The sequence below is a fragment of the Nocardioides sp. genome (assembly GCF_035703625.1).
In the GTDB taxonomy this organism is placed as follows: Bacteria; Actinomycetota; Actinomycetes; order Propionibacteriales; family Nocardioidaceae; genus Nocardioides.
Genome location: NZ_DASSXS010000073.1, coordinates 1 through 18,625, shown reverse-complemented (window position 1 = coordinate 18,625; position 18,625 = coordinate 1). Strand labels below are relative to the sequence as shown.

Sequence of the window (18,625 nt, the reverse complement as noted above, 5' to 3'; positions counted from 1 at the left end):
CGGTAGCACGCCCCGCCATGCGGACTCCGACCAGTTGCGCGCGGGCTCATGCTCCGTGCTGGTCGACGTAGGCCTCCGCGGTGTGCCGCGCCTCGTCGACCAGGCCGTCCACCCGCAGCAGATGTGGCAGCAGCGAGCGGTCGGTCGTGAGGGCGCGGAACATGGTCGACACGGTGACGCCGTGGCCGGGCCGGTGCTCGACCACGAGCGCGTCACCTGCCTCGAGGCTGCCCTCCTCCACGACCCGGAGGTAGGGTCCCGGCCGGCCGACCGCGGCGAACCGCTTCACCCAGCGGCTGTTGTCCAGCCCCGACTCTCCGATCCAGCCCTTGAAGTCGTTGCACGGGATCCGCACCGAGGCGACCTCGAGCAGCGCCGTCCCCACCCGCCAGCGCTCTCCGATGGTGGCCTCGTTGACGTCGATCCCCGAGGTGGTGAGGTTCTCCCCGAACATGCCGTCGGCCAGGGGCGCTCCGAGCTGTCCTGCCCACCAGTCGAGGTCCTCGCGGGCGAAGGCGTAGACGGCCTGGTCCACGCCCCCGTGGTGCACGGTGTCGCCGACCTGGTCGCCGTCGAGGCCGAGGTTTCGGGCCCGGACCGGCCCGGCCACCGGATGTTTCTCGATGGCGGTGCGACCGATCTCGGCCCACTCCCGCGGCCGAGGCCGCCCGACGTTGACCGAGATGATCTGTGCGCTCACGGACGCATCGTCTCAGCCCTGCCCCTCAGTCCTGCACGGCCTTGGCGATCGCGATGCACCGCGTGATCCAGTCCCGCTCGTCGGCACAGAGACCGCGTCCGTCGCGCTCGGCGTCCTCGACGGACCAGTGGGCGTTCAGCACCATCCGCAGGACCACCCAGTCGCGGGCCCGGGCCTCGTCCAGCCCGGCGGCGTCGACGAGGGTGTGGAAGCGCCGGCGTACGCCGGCCCGTACGTCGTCCGCCAGCTCGTCCATCCGGTTCCAGAGCATCGGGGCGAGCTCGTAGTGCGGGTCCCCGGACATCGGCTTGGGGTCGATCGCGAGCCAGGGTTCCCGGTCGGCGGCGAGCACGTTGAGGTAGTGCAGGTCGCCGTGCACGATGACCCCTGAGCTGGCGGGATCCGCGACGAGGTCCCGTGCCAGCGAGAGGGCCTGCTCGACCATCCGGCGCGGGATCGGGGCACTGCGAGGCACGGTCGCGAGAGCGGCCGCCCAGCGCTCGACGTACGACGAGACCGAACGCAGCTGCGGCACTGCCGGCTGGTGCAGGAGGGGGTAGAGCGCGGCGACGACCTCGCATGCCTCGAGGTCCGGGACCGTGACCAGGTCCTCGTGGTGGAGGCGCTCGAGCAGCATCGCCCGGCGGCCTGGGTCCGCGCGCAGGAGGCGTACGGCGCCTCGTCCGCCCCAGTGGCCGAGGACGAGGTGTTCGTGCTCGGACTCCTCGTCGACGTCGAAGGTCACCTTGAGGACCGCTCTGCCACCGTCGGTGGTCCGCACCGGCACCACGATGGAGCAGTAGCCGTGCATCGACCAGCCGTCGGTGGTCAGCTCCCACTCGTCGAGCAGCGCTGCCAGACGTCCGGGGAGGCGGTCCACCCATCGGGCCCAGTCCGGGCCGCGCCCCGACATGCCGAGGACTCCGTCCGGAAGCCTCATGGATGACCACTGGACCGGTGCACGCGGGCCACCTTTTCACGCCGCTGTGACGGCCAGGGCGAAGCATGCCCCCAGGGCCCGGCATCCGCTGGGGGTGGGATCCTGGGAGGAGTACGTCTCATGGACAAGCCATCGCTGGAGCCCTGCAAGGGAAGAACGAGACGACTCAAGGCTGCGGTCGCACTCGGCGTGGTTGCGCTGATTCCCACGATGCTCAGCACCACTCCCGCGGAGGGAACCGTGGTGACCGTGGCCGAGGGCCACAACATCACCGTCTTCCACAACATCGACTTCGTCGCGGTCGTCGGCTACGACGACGCGGACCTGCTGACGGTTCGAGTGGTCCGCAACGGCACCGTCATCGGCACCGCCACCGGTGATGCCGTCGGCGACGCGGTGGAAGGTTTCGGGCTCGAGGTCAACCACGGCCCCGAGGGCGCCCCGGTTCCCGGCGACTGCTGGGAGGGTGGCACCCCGAACATCCGGCCCGGTGACCACATCGAGGTCCTCGTGAACGGGACCCTGAGCGACGAGGTGATCGTGGACAGGATCAGGTTCGGACCCAGGGGGCCCCGCCTGGACGCCGGCGATGTCGTCGTCCCGTTCGTCGCCTTCCGCGCCGACGGCACCGCGTTCCGGCCGGGGTTCATCGACTCCCCCGAGTTCCGGGCCGTGAGCAACCCGCAGGTCCGCTTCGAGGCCGGTCCTGGGATCGTCGTGGAGCGCCGGCCGGGTGCCCTGCCGGGCCAGCTCCAGGTGCGGTACCAGGCGCCGTTCCGCCCGGCGCGCAACCGGCCGGGGTGGAACCAGGCCCAGCTGCGCCGAGCCCTCCTGGGTGACGGCCACGCGATCGGCTTCGGCCACGTCGAGGTTCTGCCCGCCGAGGGCATGCTCGTCGACGGCCTGACCGACACCCCGGGCCCCGCCCCGGGTTGCGAGGCCGCCTAACCGGCGCGCCGAAGGACCCGGGAGCTCGCCGGCACCGACCGCGACCCCTGGACGACGCCGGGTTCCGGACGCCCCCTCCGGAACCCGGCGTTCGGCGTGCCCGGAGTCTGCCGGGCGGGGACGGCTACTTGCGGCCCGACTTCTCCCCGGTCGGGGCGTTGGAGAGCGCGGCGATGAAGGCCTCCTGGGGTACCTCGACCCGGCCGACCATCTTCATCCGCTTCTTGCCCTCCTTCTGCTTCTCCAGCAGCTTGCGCTTGCGGGTGATGTCACCGCCGTAGCACTTGGCGAGCACGTCCTTGCGGATGGCGCGGATGTTCTCCCGGGCGATCACACGCGACCCGATCGCTGCCTGGATCGGCACCTCGAACTGCTGGCGGGGAATGAGGTCCTTCAGCTTGCCGGCGAGCATCACGCCGTAGGCGTAGGCGGCGTCCTTGTGGACGATCGCGCTGAACGCGTCGACGGTCTCGCCCTGCAACAGGATGTCGACCTTGACCAGGTCGGCCACCTGGTCTCCGGTGGGTTCGTAGTCGAGCGACGCGTAGCCCTTGGTGCGCGACTTCAGCTGGTCGAAGAAGTCGAAGACGATCTCCGCCATGGGCAGCGTGTAGCGCATCTCCACCCGGTCCTCGGAGAGGTAGTCCATGCCGAGCAGGCTGCCGCGGCGGGCCTGGCAGAGCTCCATGATCGTGCCGATGAAGTCGGAGGGGGTGAGGATCGTCGCCCGGACCACCGGCTCACGGACCTCGTCGACCTTGCCGGAGGGGTACTCGCTCGGGTTGGTCACCTCGTGCTCGGTGCCGTCCTCCATGGTGACCTGGTAGACCACGTTGGGAGCGGTGGAGATCAGGTCGAGGTCGAACTCGCGCTCGAGGCGCTCGCGCACGATCTCCATGTGCAGCAGCCCGAGGAACCCGCACCGGAACCCGAAGCCGAGCGCTCCCGAGGTCTCCGGCTCGTAGGCCAGGGCTGCGTCGTTGAGCTGCAGCTTGTCGAGCGCGTCGCGCAGCGTGGGGTAGTCGTCGCCGTCGATCGGGTACAGCCCGGCGAAGACCATCGGGTTGGGGTGCTTGTAGCCCCCGAGCGGCGTCTCCGCACCGCCGTGCTGGGAGGTGACCGTGTCACCGACCCGTGACTGCCGCACGTCCTTCACGCCGGTGATCAGGTAGCCCACCTCGCCGACCCCGATCTCGCCCGCACGCACCGGCTCGGGGCTGATCACGCCCACCTCGAGCATCTCGTGGACCGCGCCGGTGGACATCATCCTGATCCGGTCACGGTGGCTGAGCTTGCCGTCGACCACCCGCACGTAGGTCACCACACCCCGGTAGGTGTCGTAGACCGAGTCGAAGATCAGCGCCCGTGCTGGTGAGTCTGCATCTCCCACGGGGGCCGGTGTCTGCTTGACGATCTCGTTGAGGACCTTCTCGACGCCCTCGCCGGTCTTGGCCGAGACGCGGAGCACGTCGTCCACCGCGCAGCCGATGATGTGCGCGAGCTCCTCGGCGTACTTCTCCGGGTTGGCGGACGGCAGGTCGATCTTGTTGAGGACCGGGATGATGTGGAGGTCGGCCCCGAGGGCGAGGTAGAGGTTGGCGAGGGTCTGCGCCTCGATCCCCTGCGCCGCGTCGACCAGCAGGATCGCCGCCTCGCAGGCCTCGAGCGACCGGGACACCTCGTAGGTGAAGTCCACGTGACCGGGGGTGTCGATCATGTTCAGCACGTAGCTGCCGGGCTCCGCCCCCTCGGCGTTGCCGTCGGGGACCGTCCACGGCATCCGCACGGCCTGGCTCTTGATGGTGATCCCGCGCTCGCGCTCGATGTCCATCCGGTCGAGGTACTGCGCGCGGGCGCTCCGCTCGTCGACCACGCCGGTGAGCTGCAGCATGCGGTCGGCCAGGGTCGACTTGCCGTGGTCGATGTGCGCGATGATGCAGAAATTTCGGATGATCGCGGGATCGGTGCGGCCTGGCGGCGGCGCGGTCTTGGAGGACACAACAGGCTTTCGGTGTACGACGTCGAGCGGTCGCGTCATTCTTCCACGCAGTCCCACAGGGGCCGAACCGACGACGACACGCACGGCAATGCGGTCGACGGCGCACGCTGCCGCGGGCGAGGATGCCGCACATGACGACGTACCCCGCCCCGTCCGGGAGGACCGCTCGCCGACTCGAGTGGCCGTTCCTGCCGCCCAACCTGCGGGCCTGGATCGAGCGCCGGTGCGGGTCGCCGGTGGTGGACGCCCAGTCGCAGGGCGCCGGGTTCACCCCGGGCTTCGCGTCGGTGCTGACCTGCGAGGACGGTTCGCGGCACTTCGTGAAGGCCGCCTCGATGAAGGCGCAGAAGCTGTTCGCGGTCTCCTACCGGGAGGAGGCCCGCAAGCTGGCGGCCCTGCCCGAGTCGGTGCCGGCGCCGCGGCTGCGCTGGTTGCTGGACGACGACTGGGTCGTGCTCGGCATGGACCACGTCGAGGGCAGGAACCCGGGTCGGCCCTGGGCGCAGGACGACCTCGACGCCTGCCTGGACGCCTGTGAGGTGGTGGCCCGGGAGCTCACTCCCGCGCCCGCGGGCCTCGCGCTCGACACCATCGCCGACGAGTTCGCCGACATGGTCGGCTTCTGGGACCACGTCCGGGCCACCCAGCCCGGCCTTCCGCACCTCGACGAGGCCGCCGCCCTCGCCGGTGCGTTCGCCGAGGTCTGCTCCGGCGACACCGTGGTCCACACCGACCTGCGCGACGACAACTTCCTGATCGGCACCGACGGGGCCGTGTGGATGTGCGACTGGAACTGGCCGGTGCTGGGGGCCGACTGGGTCGACTCGCTGTTCACGCTGGTCGGACCGCGGGGCGACGGCCTCGACGTGGACCGGGTGATCGCGACCCGGCCGCTGCTGCGCGACGTACCCTCTGAGCACATCGACGTCATGCTGGCGCTCCTGGTGGGCTACTTCTTCCGGCAGCGCGACGAGCCGGTCCCCACGAACTCACCGCACATCCGGGAGCACCAGTCCTGGCAGGGCGACGTCTGCTGGGCCTGGCTGTGCGAGCGTCGCGGCTGGTGACGACGGATTTGGGTGGTCCGACGCGCCGCTGTTAGTCTTGCTCGTCGGTCTGGCGCCACCTGCGCAGGCCACCCGAACTTCCAGTCCCGACACCTACTCCGAAGGCTCAGTAGTGGCGAACATCAAGTCCCAGATCAAGCGGAACAAGCAGAACATCGTCCGGCACGAGCGGAACAAGTCCGTGAAGACGAGCCTGAAGACCGCCGTCCGCAAGTTCCGCGAGGCCGCGGACGCCGGCGACAAGGACACCGCGATCGCCGCGGCCCGCGACGCCGTGCGCAAGCTGGACAAGGCTGCCTCCAAGGGCGTCATCCACAAGAACCAGGCGGCGAACCGCAAGTCGGCGATCGCGAAGCGCGCCTCGTCGCTCTGACCCACCCGACGTCGCGCTGACCCGCCCGAAACTTTCGGGCGGGTCAGCGCTATTTCGCGTCAGTTTCGGGCGGGTCAGCGCTATTGGCTGCGCAGGGCGGTGATGGTGAGGACCAGCCGCTCCAGCGTGTACGACGCGTCGTGGGCCGCCCCCTTGATGTCGGCGTCGGCGCGGGCCACCGCCTGGATCGCGTGGGCGATGCCGCGGTCGGACCAGCTGCGGGACTGGTCGCGGACCGTGCGCACCTTCCACGGCGGGACCCCGATGTCGCGCGCGAGATCGGCATCCCGCATCCCCCGCGGAGCGCCCTTGAACCGCGCGAGCCCCCGGGCGCTGCCCGCGAACGCGCTGGTGACGAGAACCGGTGGTGTCCCGGTGTCGAGCGCCCAGCGCAGCTCCTCCAGCGCGGCCTGACGCCGGCCGTTGAAGGCGGCGTCGGCGACGGAGAACGACTTGGCCTCGGCCCGCCCACCGAAGTACTGCTTGACCCGCTCCGCCGACAGTGGCTCACCGGGGAAGTCGCTGGTCAGCTGGTCGGCGGCCGCGGCCAGCGAGCGCAGGTCCTGGCCCACGGCCTGGACCAGGATCCCGGCCGCCTCCTGGTCGATGGTGCCGCCGTGGGAGCGCACCTCGGCAGCGACGAACGAGGGGTACTCCGACGCCTTGAGCTCACCCGACTTCGACTCCGTCACCGGGCCGAGCTTGCGGAGCTTGGTGAGCACGCCCGAGCCCTTCTGGCCCCCGCCGTGGACGAGCACCAGCGCGACATCCTCCACCGGCGCCGCGGCGTAGCCGAGCAGCCCCTCCACGGACTCGTCGGGCAGGTCCTCCAGGCCGCGCACCACGACACATCGGGTGGAGGAGAACAGCGACGGGGCCGCGAGCTCGCCCAGTGAGGCCAGGCTCAGATCGGCGCCGCGGGTCTCGGAGAGCTCGGCCTCCGGGTCGTGCCGGCGCACCGTGTCGCGCACGACGCCGACCGTGCGCTCGTTGAGGAACTCCTCCTTGCCGGTCACGAGCGTGACCCGGCCGAGGACGTCTGCGGGAGAGGGGCCTGCCATGGTGGGCCACTTTCCCACAGCCCTCCCCCAGGCCCGCGCCGGCGGCAGTCACCGACCGGTCGCGGCGTACAGCTCCCCGCCGCGGACCGTGACGGCCACGTCACCGTCGAGGTCGGTCCGCAGGACCTCGGCCCCGCTCGCCGCCAGCGGCGCCAGGGTCGCTGCCGACGGATGGCCGTAGTCGTTGTCCTCGCCCGCACTCACCACCGCCACCCGCGCGCCGAGCCCCTGCAGGAAGGGCAGGTCCTGGTAGCGGCTGCCGTGGTGGGGGACCTTGAGGACGTCGACCCGGAGCCCGGGCCAGGTCCGGCCCAGGGCCGCCTGCGCCTCGGGCTCGATGTCGCCGCACAGGAGCATCCGGACGCCCGCGACCTCGGCCAGGAGCACGACGCTGGCATCGTTGGCGGTGCTGCCGTCACCCGGTCCGGTCGTGGGCGTGGACGGCGGTGGCCAGAGCACCTGGAGCCGGACCGCCCCGACGGTGCGGCTTGCGGCGTACGGCGCGGACGCGGGCTCGAGGCCGGCCCGGTGGGCAGCCTCGGACACCACCGCGACGCCGCCCGGCGGATCGGCCAGGGGGGTCACCTCGACCGCGGCCACGTCCCGCCCGTCCATCACCCCCGGCAGGCCGTCGACGTGGTCGGCGTGGAAGTGGGTGAGCAGCACCAGCGGGATGGACTCCACGTCGAGCCGCTGCAGGCACCCGTCCACCGCCGCCGGGTCGGGCCCGGCGTCGACGACGACCGCCGCCCCCGGCGCGGCGCGCAGCACGAGGGCGTCGCCCTGGCCCACGTCACAGGCCACCAGCACCCATCCCTGCGGGGGCCAGCCCGGCGTGGGCGGCCTGACCAGGACCGCAACGACGAGCAGCCCGCAACAGGCCAGGCCCGTGGACCGTCGCCGGAGCAGGTACGGCGCCGCCAGCGCGACCAGCAGGGACAGCACGCTCAGCAGGGCCAGCGCCCAGAAGCCGGTGCCCCAGTCGACGGCCGGCGTGGGAAGGCGTGCGCCGTGACGGGCGACCACCACGATCCAGCCCACGCACCACGACGCGAGGGTCCCCACGACCGCACCGCCCGCCGGCCAGAGCAAGCCGACCAGCCCACCGGTCAGCCCCAGGACCGTGGCCGGACCGACCGCGGGCGCCGCCGCGAGGTTGGCGACGACGGCGACGACGCTGACCTGCCCCGAGATGGCGGCCACGAGCGGCGTGCAGGCCAGCTGGGCGGCCGCGGGGATCGAGATCGCCTCGGCGAGCCACCGGGGCAGCCAGTGCCGCAGGGCGTCGCGCCACGCGGGCGCGAGCAGCAGGATGCCGGCGGTCGCCGTCACCGAGAGCGCGAATCCGACACTCACGGCCAGCAGCGGATCGATCAGCAGCAGCGCCAGCACGGCCGCACCGAGCGCCCGGGCGCCGCGGCGGCGACCGTCGGTGCCCATCGCGAGGAGAGCGACGGTCCCCATCGCCGCCGCGCGCAGGACGCTCGGCTCGCCCCGGGCCAGCAGCACGAACCCGACGATGCCCAGCGCACCGACGAGGTACAGCCACCGGCCGCGGACCCCGCACCAGCGCGCCAGCACCAGCAGGAACCCGGCCACCAGCGTCAGGTTGGTGCCCGACACCGCGAGCAGGTGGGTCAGCCCGGTCGCGCGAAAGTCGTCGGCGAGGTCCGGGTCGAGGCCGGAGTCGTCGCCGTCGACGAGGGCCGGCACCAGCGCGCGCTGGCTGGCCGGCCGGTGTGAGACCGAGTCCCGCAGCGACGCGCGTACGGCGCCCGCACCCCGCCACCACCAGCCGGGGCGATCGATGACCTCGGGAGCCCCATGGGTCGACACGAGGGAGGCGACCCCCTGACCGTCCGCCGGCGACAGCCGGCCCACGGCGCGCACCGTGCTCCCCAGCTCGAGCCGGGCCCAGTCCTCGTCGGCGAGGACCACCACCGGGGTGCCGAGGGCGTGCACCCGGCCCCGCCCGGAGACCTCCGTGACCCGGCCGCGCAGCAGCACCTGCTCGGCGTACCTCCCGTCGACGACCCGCGGGTCGGAGGTCACGGTCAGCTCGAGGGTCGCCACCGCCTGCTCGTCGGCCAGGGCGGCGACCGGGTTGTGCTCGACCTGCGCCTGCCGCAGCACCGCGCTCGCCGCCACCGCGGCGAAGACCAGCAGGACCCCGCCGAGGGTGACAACGCGCCCGGCGGGCAGCCGGGCGCGGACCGCCAGGACGCCCGCCACCCCGGCCCCGACTCCTGCCACCACGAGCCCCGTCGGGAGCAGGTGGCCGGCCAGCCCGCCCGCCCAGGCGGCCAGCCCGAGCATCGGCAGGCGGAGATCGGGGACCTGGCTGCCCTCGCCCTCATCGTTCACACCGTGACGTGGGGCGTGAGGGTCGCCAGGGTGGCGTCGCCGATGCCGTCCACCTCGAGCAGCTCGTCGATCGCGGTGAAGCCGCCGTGCTCGGTGCGCCAGGCGATGATCGCCTCCGCCGTGACCGGTCCCACGTCGGGCAGGGTCTCGAGCAGCGCCTGGTCGGCGGTGTTGATGTTGACCAGCGGGCCTCCCGTGGCCCCGGAGGGAGCCGGCGTCGTGGGGACCCCGATGCCCGCCGGCGCCGCGACCTCTCCGACCACGATCTGCTCTCCGTCGACGAGCAGCCGGGCGAGGTTGAGCGAGGTCAGGTCGACCCCTGGCCGCGCACCACCGGCAGCCTCGAGCGCGTCGATGACCCGGGCCCCGGCGTCGAGCACGGCGATGCCCGGGCGGCGTACGCGGCCGGTGACGTCGACGGTGACCGTGCCGCCGGTCTCTCCCGCGGCCGCCGGCGAGGCCTCCTCGGACGCCGGGACGGCGGGAGTGGCGAGGTCTCCGGCGGGGTTGCTCACCACGGGCGCGGCCACCTCCCGTGCGTCGGCGCGGATGACCCACCAGCAGGTGACCGCCAGCCCGACCGCGACGACACAGGCGACGAGGGCGAGCTGGGCCGGGCCCAGGGCCACCCGCCCGCGCACGGTCGGCGGGAGCACGTCGGCGATGCTGCGGCCCGGACGACGCGACGCGTGGCGTCCCGGTGGCGCGACCAAGGGTGCGGGCGGCGCCAGGGCCGGCGTCTCCGCCACCGGTTCGGGCGCGGGCTCCGGGGCGGGTCGGGCCCGGACCCGGGTGTGGCTGAGCGGCATCGCGGGTGTCTCGGCCCGCGGTGCCGCCGTTCGGGACGCGGTCAGGTCGCCCGGAGACCGGCCGCGGACGCCGTCGAGCTCGGCGCTCAGCTGAGCCAGTCGCCGGGCGACGGCCTCCTGGTGTTCCTGGCTCGGACGACGGTTCCCCATGCCGTCGACGCTAGGAACGACCGCGCGGCACCGGAAGTCCCAGATCTCCGCCTGTGGAGAGGCGACACGATCACGCCCGGATCGGCCCGCCCGTCCGCGACCGCTGGCTGCGGCTCACGCCTCGTGGACCGGCGCGACGCAGACCGCGATCATGCCGGGACCCACGTGCGCGCCGAGGACGGCGCCCAGCTCGCCGCACCACACCTCACGACCGGAGAGGTTGTCGGCCAGCCGGTCGGCCAGCCGTTCGGTGAGCTGGCCGGCCCGGTCGGGACTCGCCAGGTGGGCGACGCACACGTCCACCTGCCGGTCCTCGGCCGCCAGCGCGGCCAGCTCCTCCAGCCTGCTGAGCGCCCGGGTGGCCGTCCGGACCTTCTCGAGGGTGGCGACCACCCCGTCCTTGATCGTCAGCAGCGGCTTGACCGCCAGGGCACCGCCGAGGAGGGCGGCGGCCGCTCCGACCCGGCCACCGCGTCGGAGGTACTCCAGGGTGTCGACGTAGAACAGCGACGACGACGCCGCGGCCCGGGACCGAGCGGCCGCCGCCGCGTCCTCCCCCGAACCGCCCGCGTCGAGCACGTCGACGGCAGCGAGCACGGCGTACCCGGTCGCGATGCCCACCTGCCGGGTGTCCACGGCGGTCACCGGGATCGAGGCCTCGCGGGCCGCGAGCTGGGCGGACTCGAAGGTCCCGCTCATCTGGCCGGAGAGGTGGATCGACACGACCCCCGTGGCCCCCTCCCGGGCAGCCTGTTCGTAGGCCTCGAGCATCACCGACGGTGAGGGGCGGGAGGTGCTCACCGGGCGGAACCCCCGCAGGGCCTCGGCGACCAGCTCAGGGGTGGCTCCCTCGGCCCCTTCGTCCATGACGTCGGCGCCGATCACCACCTGGAGGGGTACGACGACGATGCCGCGCTCGGCGACCACCTTCTGCGGCAGCGACGCGGTCGAGTCGGTGACGACGACGATCCGGGACACATCGGCAGGCTAGCGAAGCCTGCCCGAACGGGCTCGCCTCACGCTCCGCTCTTGCGGCACGCGGGCAGCGCGGATTCAATGTCACGGGTGGCCGATGCGTCCGGGAGCTTCGCCGAGGTGCTGCGCACCGCGATCGAGGTGCGCGGGCTCGGGCTGGAGCGGATCCGCGAACGTCTCGAGACCCGCGGCATCACCGTGAGCGTGGCGACGCTGAGCTACTGGCAGTCGGGTCGCAGCCAGCCGGGACGCAAGCAGTCCCTGGCCGCCGTATCCCACCTCGAGGAGCTCCTCGACCTGGACCGGGGGCGCCTGCAGCGGGCGCTCACCCCGCCCCGCCAGCGCGGACGCCGCTGCCGGGTCGCGGACCTGGACACGGTCTGGCCGGAGCCGCCGCAGACGCGGGTGCTGCGCAGCCTCGACACCCGCTGGGACGCCGAGCTGGAGCGGATCAGCCTCCACGACGTGGTGACCATGGGACCCGACCAGTCCCAGGTGTCGGTGCAGGTGCGCCAGGTGCTGCGCGCCAGGTCCGACGGGCCGGACCGCCGGGTGGTCATGCACTGTCTCGAGGATCCCCGGTCAGGACCACCGGAGATTCGCGCGCTGAGGGGCTGCCGACTCGGCTCGATCGCCCGCGACGTCACCTCGGGCATCGTCGGGTGCGAGCTGGTCTTCCTCGCGCCGCTGCGCCGGGGCCAGACCGTGATGGTCGACTACGAGGTGCTCAGCGCGGTGCCGCGACCCCACGAGGTACGCCACACCCGTCGGCTCAGGCTGCCGATGCGGCAGTACCTGCTCGAGGTGAGGTTCGACCCGGCCGCGCTGCCCGCCGCGGCCTTCCACGTGCGGGACGGGAGGGACTGCCAGCCGCTCGAGCTCGATGCCGAGCACAGCCTGCACGTCGTCGACACCGACTGCACCGCCGGGATCACGGGCGTCCGGTGGGTCTGGCCCGAGACCGGTCCCGCCTCCCCGAGTTAACTGTTAACGGGCGCGCACACCTTGTGACCCAGGCCACACCGGGTTCAGTCTCTGCGGGTCAGTCTCACTCGGGAAGGGATCACCCATGTCCGCACGACACCCCCGCCTCGCGGCCGCACTGCTGGCCGCGACGACGAGCGCCGCCCTGGTGCTCGCGCCGACGTCGGCCACCGCTGACCGTCCGGCCAAGGGCCAGCACACCCCGGCCGACGCCGGTCCTGCGCCCGTCCACGGCGCCTCCGCCAACGACCGCTACATCGTGGTCTTCGACAAGGGCTCGTCACGGGCCAGTGTCAGGACCGCGAAGGACCAGGCGAGGGAGAAGGGCGCCAGGGTGCACCACACCTACAGCAACGCCCTCGACGGCTTCGCCGCCACGCTGCCGGCCTCCGCGCTCGACCAGCTGCGCCACAACAAGCACGTGTCGTTCATCGAGGCCGACCGCACGGTCTCGGTCAGCGAGACCCAGTCGCCGGCCACGTGGGGCATCGACCGGATCGACCAGCGGGCGCGGCCGCTCAACAACTCCTACACCTACCAGCGCTCCGGCGCCGGGGTGAAGGCCTACATCATCGACACCGGCATGCGGCGTACGCACGCGGAGTTCAGCGGCCGCGCGACGTCGGGCTACAGCGCCATCAACGACGGCCGCGGCACCGACGACTGCCACGGCCACGGGACCCACGTCGCCGGCACCGTCGGAGGCGAGACGTACGGCGTCGCCCAGGACGTCAGCCTGGTCGCGGTGCGGGTCCTCGACTGCCAGGGCAACGGCACCGACTCGGGCGTCATCGCCGGCATCGACTGGGTCACCGGCAATCACGCCGCCGGCACCCCGGCCGTGGCGAACATGAGCCTCGGCGGCGGGGCCTCCTCGGCACTGGACACCGCCGTCAGCAACTCGATCAACGACGGCATCACCTACGCCCTCGCGGCCGGCAACGACTACGGCGCCAACGCCTGCAACTCCTCGCCCAGCCGGGTCGCGGCCGGACTGACCGTCGGGTCCACCACGAGCACCGACGCCCGCTCCGACTTCTCCAACATCGGCAGCTGTCTCGACCTCTTCGCCCCGGGCTCGAGCATCACGTCGTCCTGGATCGGCAGCGACACCGCCACCAACACCATCAGCGGTACGTCGATGGCGACCCCGCACGTCGCGGGAGCGGCCGCGGTCTACCTGCAGGGCAACCCCGGCGCCTCGCCGGCGACGGTGAACAACGCGATCGTCTCGAGCGCCACGACCGGGGTGGTGTCCAACCCGGGCACCGGCTCCCCCAACCGGCTGCTCTACAGCGACCCGGGCGGCACCACTCCTCCGCCCACGCCGACCGGCTGCAGCAGCCTCCCGGAGACCGCTTCCGGCTCGTTGAGCGGCGCCGGTGACCTCGACTACTACCCGACCCCGGACGGCTACTTCTACTCCTCCGTCTCCGGCACGCACGTCGGCTGCCTCGACGGACCGTCCGGCGTCGACTTCGACCTGTACCTGGAGAAGTGGAACGGCTCCGCGTGGGTGGTCGTGGCGCAGGGCATCACGTCCTCCTCCGACGAGCAGGTCACCTACTCCGGGACGAGCGGCTACTACTCGTGGCGCGTGGAGTCCTACACCGGGTCGGGCAGCTACACCTTCGGCTTCGACCGGCCGTAGGAGCCGCCTCCTCGTTGAATCGGGGATCCGCGTCCTTCGAGTGGGGGATTCCTGTCGCATCCGATGACAGGAATCCCCCACTCAACGGTCCGGAATCCCCAACTCAACGAGGAATCAGACAACGAGGTTGACCAGCTTGGGCGCGCGCACGATCACCTTCCGCACGCTCCGGCCGTCCAGGGCGCGTACGACGCCGGGGTCGGCCAGGGCGGCGGACTCCAGGTCGGCCTCGGAGATGTCGGGCGACACCTCCAGCCGGGCCCGGACCTTGCCCTGGACCTGCACCACGCAGGTGACCGCGTCCTCGACCAGCAGGGCCGGGTCGACGGCCGGCCAGCCGGCGCGGGCCACCGACGGCTCGTGGCCCAGCCGGGACCACATCTCCTCGGACGCGTAGGGCGCGACCAGCGACAGCAGGATCGCCACCGCCTCGACCGCCTCGCGGACCGCCGGGTCGGCCGGCCCGCATCCGGAGTCGATCGCCTTGCGCGTGGTGTTCACCAGCTCCATGGTCCGCGCGACCATCACGTTGAACCGGTGCGACTCGATCAGCTGGGCCGCCTCGTGCAGCGTCCGGTGGGTCGCCCTGCGCAGGGCGGCGTCGCCGCCCTCGGGAGCGGTGCCGGCCGGTGACGCGACGTCCCCGGACAGCCGCCAGGCCCGTTGCAGGAACCGCAGCGATCCGCCGGGCGCCATGTCCGCCCAGTCGATGTCGTCCTCGGGCGGACCCGCGAACACCATCGTCAGCCGTACCGCGTCGACGCCGTACTCCGCCAGCTGGTCCCCCAGACTGACGCCGTTGCCCAGCGACTTGCTCATCTTCTTGCCGCGGTTGATGACGATGCCCTGGTTCAGCTGCGCCGTGAACGGCTCGCCGAAGTCCAGCAGCCCCATGTCGCGCAGCACCTTGGTGAAGAAGCGCGCGTACAGCAGGTGCAGCACGGCGTGCTCCACCCCGCCGATGTAGATGTCGCACGGCATCCACTTCCGGACCAGCTCGGGGTCGAAGGCCTGGGTGTGGTCCTGCGGCGAGCAGTAGCGCAGGAAGTACCACGACGAGTCGACGAACGTGTCCATCGTGTCCGAGTCCCGGCGTGCGGGTCCCCCGCAGGACGGGCACTCGACGTTGACCCACTCGGTCGCCGCCGCCAGGGGCGAGACGCCCTTGGGCTTCAGGTCGGCGCCCTTCAGCTCCGGCAGGGTGACCGGCAGCTGGTCGTCGGGTACGGCGACCTCCCCGCACGCCTCACAATGCACGATCGGGATCGGCGGCCCCCAGAAGCGTTGCCGGGACAGCAGCCAGTCGCGCAGCCGGAAGTTCACCGTGCCGCGGCCCAGCCCCTTGCCCTCCAGGAAGGCGATCGTCGTGGCCTTGGCCTCGTCGACGCCCAGGCCGGACAGGTCGATCTCGTCGTTCGCGGAGTTGACCGCCGGGCCCTCACCGACGTAGGCCTCACCCTCCCAGTCGGCCGGCGGCTCGACGGTGCGGATGATCGGCAGGTCGAACGCCGTCGCGAAGTCCCAGTCGCGCTGGTCCTGGCCCGGGACCGCCATGATCGCGCCGGTGCCGTAGTCGGCCAGCACGTAGTCGGCGGCGTAGACGGGGATCCGGGTGCCGGTCAGCGGGTTGGTCGCGTGCCGGCCCAGGAAGACGCCGGTCTTGGGCCGGTCGGAGGCCAGCCGGTCGATCTCGGTCGCCCTGCGCACCTCGTCGCGGTACGCCTCGAACTCCTCCCGGTGCTCGTCGGCCACCAGGTCTGCGGCCAGCGGCGCGTCGGCCGCGACGACCATGAACGTCGCCCCGAACAGCGTGTCCGGCCGGGTCGTGTAGACGGTCAGCGGCTCCTCGCGGCCCTCGACCACGAAGTCCACGTGCGCGCCCTCGGACCGGCCGATCCAGTTCCGCTGCGCGGTGATGACACGCTCGGGCCAGGTCGGCGCCAGGTTGTCCAGCTCGTCCAGCAGCTCCTGGGCGTAGTCGGTGATCTTGAAGTACCACTGGGTCAGCTCGCGCTTGGTGACCTCGGCGCCACAGCGCTCGCACTGGCCGCCGACGACCTGCTCGTTGGCCAGCACGGTCTGGTCGTTGGGGCACCAGTTGACCGGGCTGTTCTTGCGGTAGGCCAGCCCGCGCTCACGGAACTTCAGGAACAGCCACTGGGTCCAGCGGTAGTACTCAGGGTCGCTGGTGTTGAGGGTGCGCGACCAGTCGAAGGCGCAGGCGTACTCGTCGAACGACTGCCGCTGGGTCTCGATGTTGCCGTAGGTGTACGTCGCCGGGTGGGCGTCGTTCCTGATCGCGGCGTTCTCGGCGGGCAGGCCGAAGGAGTCGAACCCCATCGGGTTGAGCACCTCGTAGCCCTGGTGCCACCAGTAGCGCGCGACCACGTCGTGCAGCGCCATCACCTCGGCGTGACCCATGTGCAGGTCACCGCTCGGGTAGGGGAACATAGTCAGCGCATAGCGCTTCTCGCGCTCCGAGTCGTCGTCGGCGCGGAACTGGTCCAGCTCGGCCCAGACCTTGCGCCACTTGTCCTGGACGGCGTGGACGTCGTACGTCTCCCGCTCCTGCTCTGCCTGGTCGCTCATCGTCGTCTCTTTCGCGTCGGTGGGTGGATCCAGCGCACAAAAAAGCCCCTCGTGCACGAGGGGCAGCCGCATCGGGGTGTGCTCACCGATGCGGCTAGGTAAGGAGCAGGATCCTCCGCATGCAGCCATGGTAGCGCCTGCCCGCCTTCAGGTCTCGCCGCGACCTCCCCGCTGCCCTAGGGTCCACTCATGACTGTCACCGACATGTTCCGGCTCGACGACAGGGTCGCGATCGTCACCGGCGCCTCCTCCGGGCTGGGGGTCGCGTTCGCCCGGGGTCTCGCGGAGGCCGGCGCCGACGTGGTGCTCGGCGCCCGCCGGGCCGAGCGCCTGGAGGACACGGCAGGGCTGGTGCGCAACGCGGGCCGACGCGCACTCGCGGTCGCCACCGACGTGGCCGACCCGGAGTCCTGCACGGCGCTGGTCGAGGCCGCCATGTCGGAGTTCGGCCGGGTCGACGTCCTCGTCAACAACGCCGGGGTCGGCACCGCCGTGCCCGCCACCCGCGAGAGCCCCGAGCAGTTCCGCTCGGTCATCGACGTCAACCTCAACGGCTGCTACTGGATGGCCCAGGCCTGCGGCCGGGTGATGCAGCCCGGCTCCAGCATCATCAACATCTCCTCGGTCCTCGGGCTCACCACGGCGGGACTCCCCCAGGCGGCGTACGCCTCGTCCAAGGCCGGGCTGATCGGCATGACCCGCGACCTGGCCCAGCAGTGGACCGGTCGAAAGGGGATCCGGGTCAATGCGATCGCCCCCGGCTTCTTCGCCTCCGAGATGACCGAGCAGTACCCGGACGGCTACCTGGAGTCCCAGGAGGGTCGGATCCCGGTCGGCCGCAAGGGCGACCCGGCCGAGCTGGCGGCCGCCGTCGTGTTCCTCGCCTCCGACGCCGCGGGCTACGTCACCGGCCAGACCCTGCCGGTCGACGGCGGCATGACCATCACCTGATGGCGGCGCCGTACGTCCTGGTCAGCGGGGCCGGCGAGCCCCGCGACCCCTCACTCGTCGAGACCGCGACGACCGCCGGACGCCTGCTCGCCGAGCGCGGCTGGCTGGTACTCACCGGGGGCCTCGGCGGGGTCATGGCCGCGGCCGCGGCCGGCGTCGACGAGGCAGGCGGTACGGCGGTCGCGATCCTGCCCGGCGTCGACCGGGCCGACGCCTCCCCCGGCCACGCGATCGTGCTGCCGACCGGGATGGGCGAGATGCGCAACGCCCTGCTGGTCCGCTCCGCCGACGCGGTGCTGGCGATCGGCGGGTCGTGGGGCACCCTCTCCGAGGTCGCGCTCGCCGCGCGCACCGGCGTACCCGTCGTCACGATCGGGACCGACCTGCCCGCCTTCGCCGGCCCCGAGGTGCAGGTCGCCGGTTCGGCCGAGGAGGCGGTGCGGGCCCTGACCGGGATCCTGGGTGGCTGAACGCCGGGTCAGGTCGCCGCGGTGTCCGGCGGTGCCCGCACCGGCGAGCGCAGGGCGAAACCGAGCAGCGTCAGGACGATTCCGAGGACGAAGGCCAGCGCCGCGACCCCGTAGGCCACGACCGAGGTGAACAGCGAGGCCTGCAGGAACGCGGAGTCCATGGCGGTCGCGCGGTTCGGGTCGTCCTGGTCGAGCTCGGCATAGGTGAGGCCGCCGGTGATCTCCTGGGTGTGCTTGTCGATCACCTCCGCCTGGCAGAACGCCGAGAACGGGCCGTTCACCTCGTCGCCGGCGAGGCAGCCGGCGTCGTCCGACACCGTGATCTTCTGCCCGGACAACGTGTTCGTGATGACCACCCACGTGACGATCCCGGCGATCACCATGACGATCCCGACGACCACGGCCGAGATCGAAGCCAACCTGCTCATCTCGCACGCTCCCTCCCGCCAGCCATCGGCAGGCCGGCATTCGCGCGGCAAAACGTCGCCATTTCAGGCTCCCACGGGCACGGCGGGCACGGGAGACCCGTGCGGGTGGTTTCCCGGCGCATGAAAAGGGCCGCCCGTGGGCGGCCCTCAGGAGTGGAGCTGAGGG

At 72.1% G+C, this 18,625-nt stretch carries 16 protein-coding genes; 7 read left to right on the top strand and 9 right to left on the bottom strand.

Translation table 11 applies throughout. The annotated features are described in order from the left end of the window. Positions 1-46 precede the first annotated feature (46 nt). Together VFN12_RS03790 and VFN12_RS03785 are read right to left on the bottom strand one after the other, a co-directional pair. Entirely contained in the window at positions 47-700 is a 654-nt protein-coding gene (locus VFN12_RS03790; protein ID WP_325117255.1) for an MOSC domain-containing protein, read from the bottom strand. Between the two features lie 25 nt (positions 701-725). Continuing rightward, on the bottom strand, positions 726-1,640 hold the full coding sequence (locus VFN12_RS03785; RefSeq protein ID WP_325117254.1) for an aminoglycoside phosphotransferase family protein: 915 nt from the start codon (positions 1,638-1,640) through the stop codon (positions 726-728). Between the two features lie 210 nt (positions 1,641-1,850). Between VFN12_RS03785 and VFN12_RS03780 the strand changes: the two genes are divergently transcribed. Next, a complete protein-coding gene (locus VFN12_RS03780; RefSeq protein ID WP_325117253.1) occupies positions 1,851-2,588 on the top strand; it encodes a hypothetical protein in 738 nt (245 codons plus the stop codon). 124 nt (positions 2,589-2,712) lie between these two features. On the opposite strand, the gene lepA is transcribed toward VFN12_RS03780, so the two are convergent. Beyond that, entirely contained in the window at positions 2,713-4,626 is a 1,914-nt protein-coding gene (lepA, locus tag VFN12_RS03775) for a translation elongation factor 4 (RefSeq protein WP_414690005.1), read from the bottom strand. Positions 4,627-4,718: 92 nt separating this feature from the next. On the opposite strand from lepA, the gene VFN12_RS03770 reads away from it, so the two are divergent. Together VFN12_RS03770 and rpsT are read left to right on the top strand one after the other, a co-directional pair. Continuing rightward, positions 4,719-5,654 carry a hypothetical protein gene (locus VFN12_RS03770; RefSeq protein WP_325117251.1) on the top strand — a complete coding sequence of 312 codons (936 nt, stop codon included), beginning with the start codon at positions 4,719-4,721 and terminating at the stop codon, positions 5,652-5,654. Between the two features lie 112 nt (positions 5,655-5,766). Beyond that, positions 5,767-6,027, top strand: a complete 261-nt coding sequence (gene rpsT, locus VFN12_RS03765) for a 30S ribosomal protein S20 (protein WP_325117250.1) — start codon at positions 5,767-5,769, stop codon at positions 6,025-6,027. Between the two features lie 80 nt (positions 6,028-6,107). Here the strand turns inward: rpsT and holA are convergent, their stop codons facing one another. From holA to VFN12_RS03745, 4 genes are all read right to left on the bottom strand, one after another. Continuing rightward, a complete protein-coding gene (gene holA / locus VFN12_RS03760; protein ID WP_325117249.1) occupies positions 6,108-7,088 on the bottom strand; it encodes a DNA polymerase III subunit delta in 981 nt (326 codons plus the stop codon). Positions 7,089-7,136: 48 nt separating this feature from the next. Further along, complete coding sequence (locus tag VFN12_RS03755) at positions 7,137-9,452, bottom strand: ComEC/Rec2 family competence protein (RefSeq protein WP_325117248.1); 2,316 nt, start codon at positions 9,450-9,452, stop codon at positions 7,137-7,139. Next, on the bottom strand, positions 9,449-10,411 hold the full coding sequence (locus tag VFN12_RS03750) for a ComEA family DNA-binding protein (RefSeq protein WP_325117247.1): 963 nt from the start codon (positions 10,409-10,411) through the stop codon (positions 9,449-9,451). Before VFN12_RS03750 ends, VFN12_RS03755 begins: the two co-directional genes overlap by 4 nt. 114 nt (positions 10,412-10,525) lie before the next feature. Then, positions 10,526-11,389, bottom strand: a complete 864-nt coding sequence (locus tag VFN12_RS03745) for a DegV family protein (RefSeq protein WP_325117246.1) — start codon at positions 11,387-11,389, stop codon at positions 10,526-10,528. 87 nt (positions 11,390-11,476) lie between these two features. Between VFN12_RS03745 and VFN12_RS03740 the strand changes: the two genes are divergently transcribed. Then, positions 11,477-12,370 carry an XRE family transcriptional regulator gene (locus VFN12_RS03740; RefSeq protein WP_325117245.1) on the top strand — a complete coding sequence of 298 codons (894 nt, stop codon included), beginning with the start codon at positions 11,477-11,479 and terminating at the stop codon, positions 12,368-12,370. An 85-nt stretch (positions 12,371-12,455) separates the two neighbouring features. After that, the gene (locus VFN12_RS03735) at positions 12,456-14,021 is read left to right on the top strand and encodes a S8 family peptidase (RefSeq protein ID WP_325117244.1); all 1,566 of its coding nucleotides are present in this window, start codon (positions 12,456-12,458) and stop codon (positions 14,019-14,021) included. Positions 14,022-14,135: 114 nt separating this feature from the next. Here VFN12_RS03735 and leuS read toward each other — a convergent pair whose 3' ends face one another. Next, positions 14,136-16,610 (bottom strand): leucine--tRNA ligase, encoded by a 2,475-nt coding sequence (gene leuS, locus VFN12_RS03730; protein WP_325117243.1) that lies wholly within the window; start codon positions 16,608-16,610, stop codon positions 14,136-14,138. 189 nt (positions 16,611-16,799) lie between these two features. Between leuS and VFN12_RS03725 the strand changes: the two genes are divergently transcribed. Further along, positions 16,800-17,561, top strand: coding sequence for a glucose 1-dehydrogenase (locus VFN12_RS03725; RefSeq protein WP_325117242.1), 762 nt, complete (start codon positions 16,800-16,802; stop codon positions 17,559-17,561). After that, positions 17,561-18,031 (top strand): TIGR00725 family protein, encoded by a 471-nt coding sequence (locus tag VFN12_RS03720; RefSeq protein WP_325117241.1) that lies wholly within the window; start codon positions 17,561-17,563, stop codon positions 18,029-18,031. Before VFN12_RS03725 ends, VFN12_RS03720 begins: the two co-directional genes overlap by 1 nt. Positions 18,032-18,039: 8 nt before the next feature. On the opposite strand, the gene VFN12_RS03715 is transcribed toward VFN12_RS03720, so the two are convergent. Next, a complete protein-coding gene (locus tag VFN12_RS03715; protein WP_325117240.1) occupies positions 18,040-18,459 on the bottom strand; it encodes an aromatic ring-opening dioxygenase LigA in 420 nt (139 codons plus the stop codon). Between the last annotated feature and the right edge of the window lie 166 nt (positions 18,460-18,625).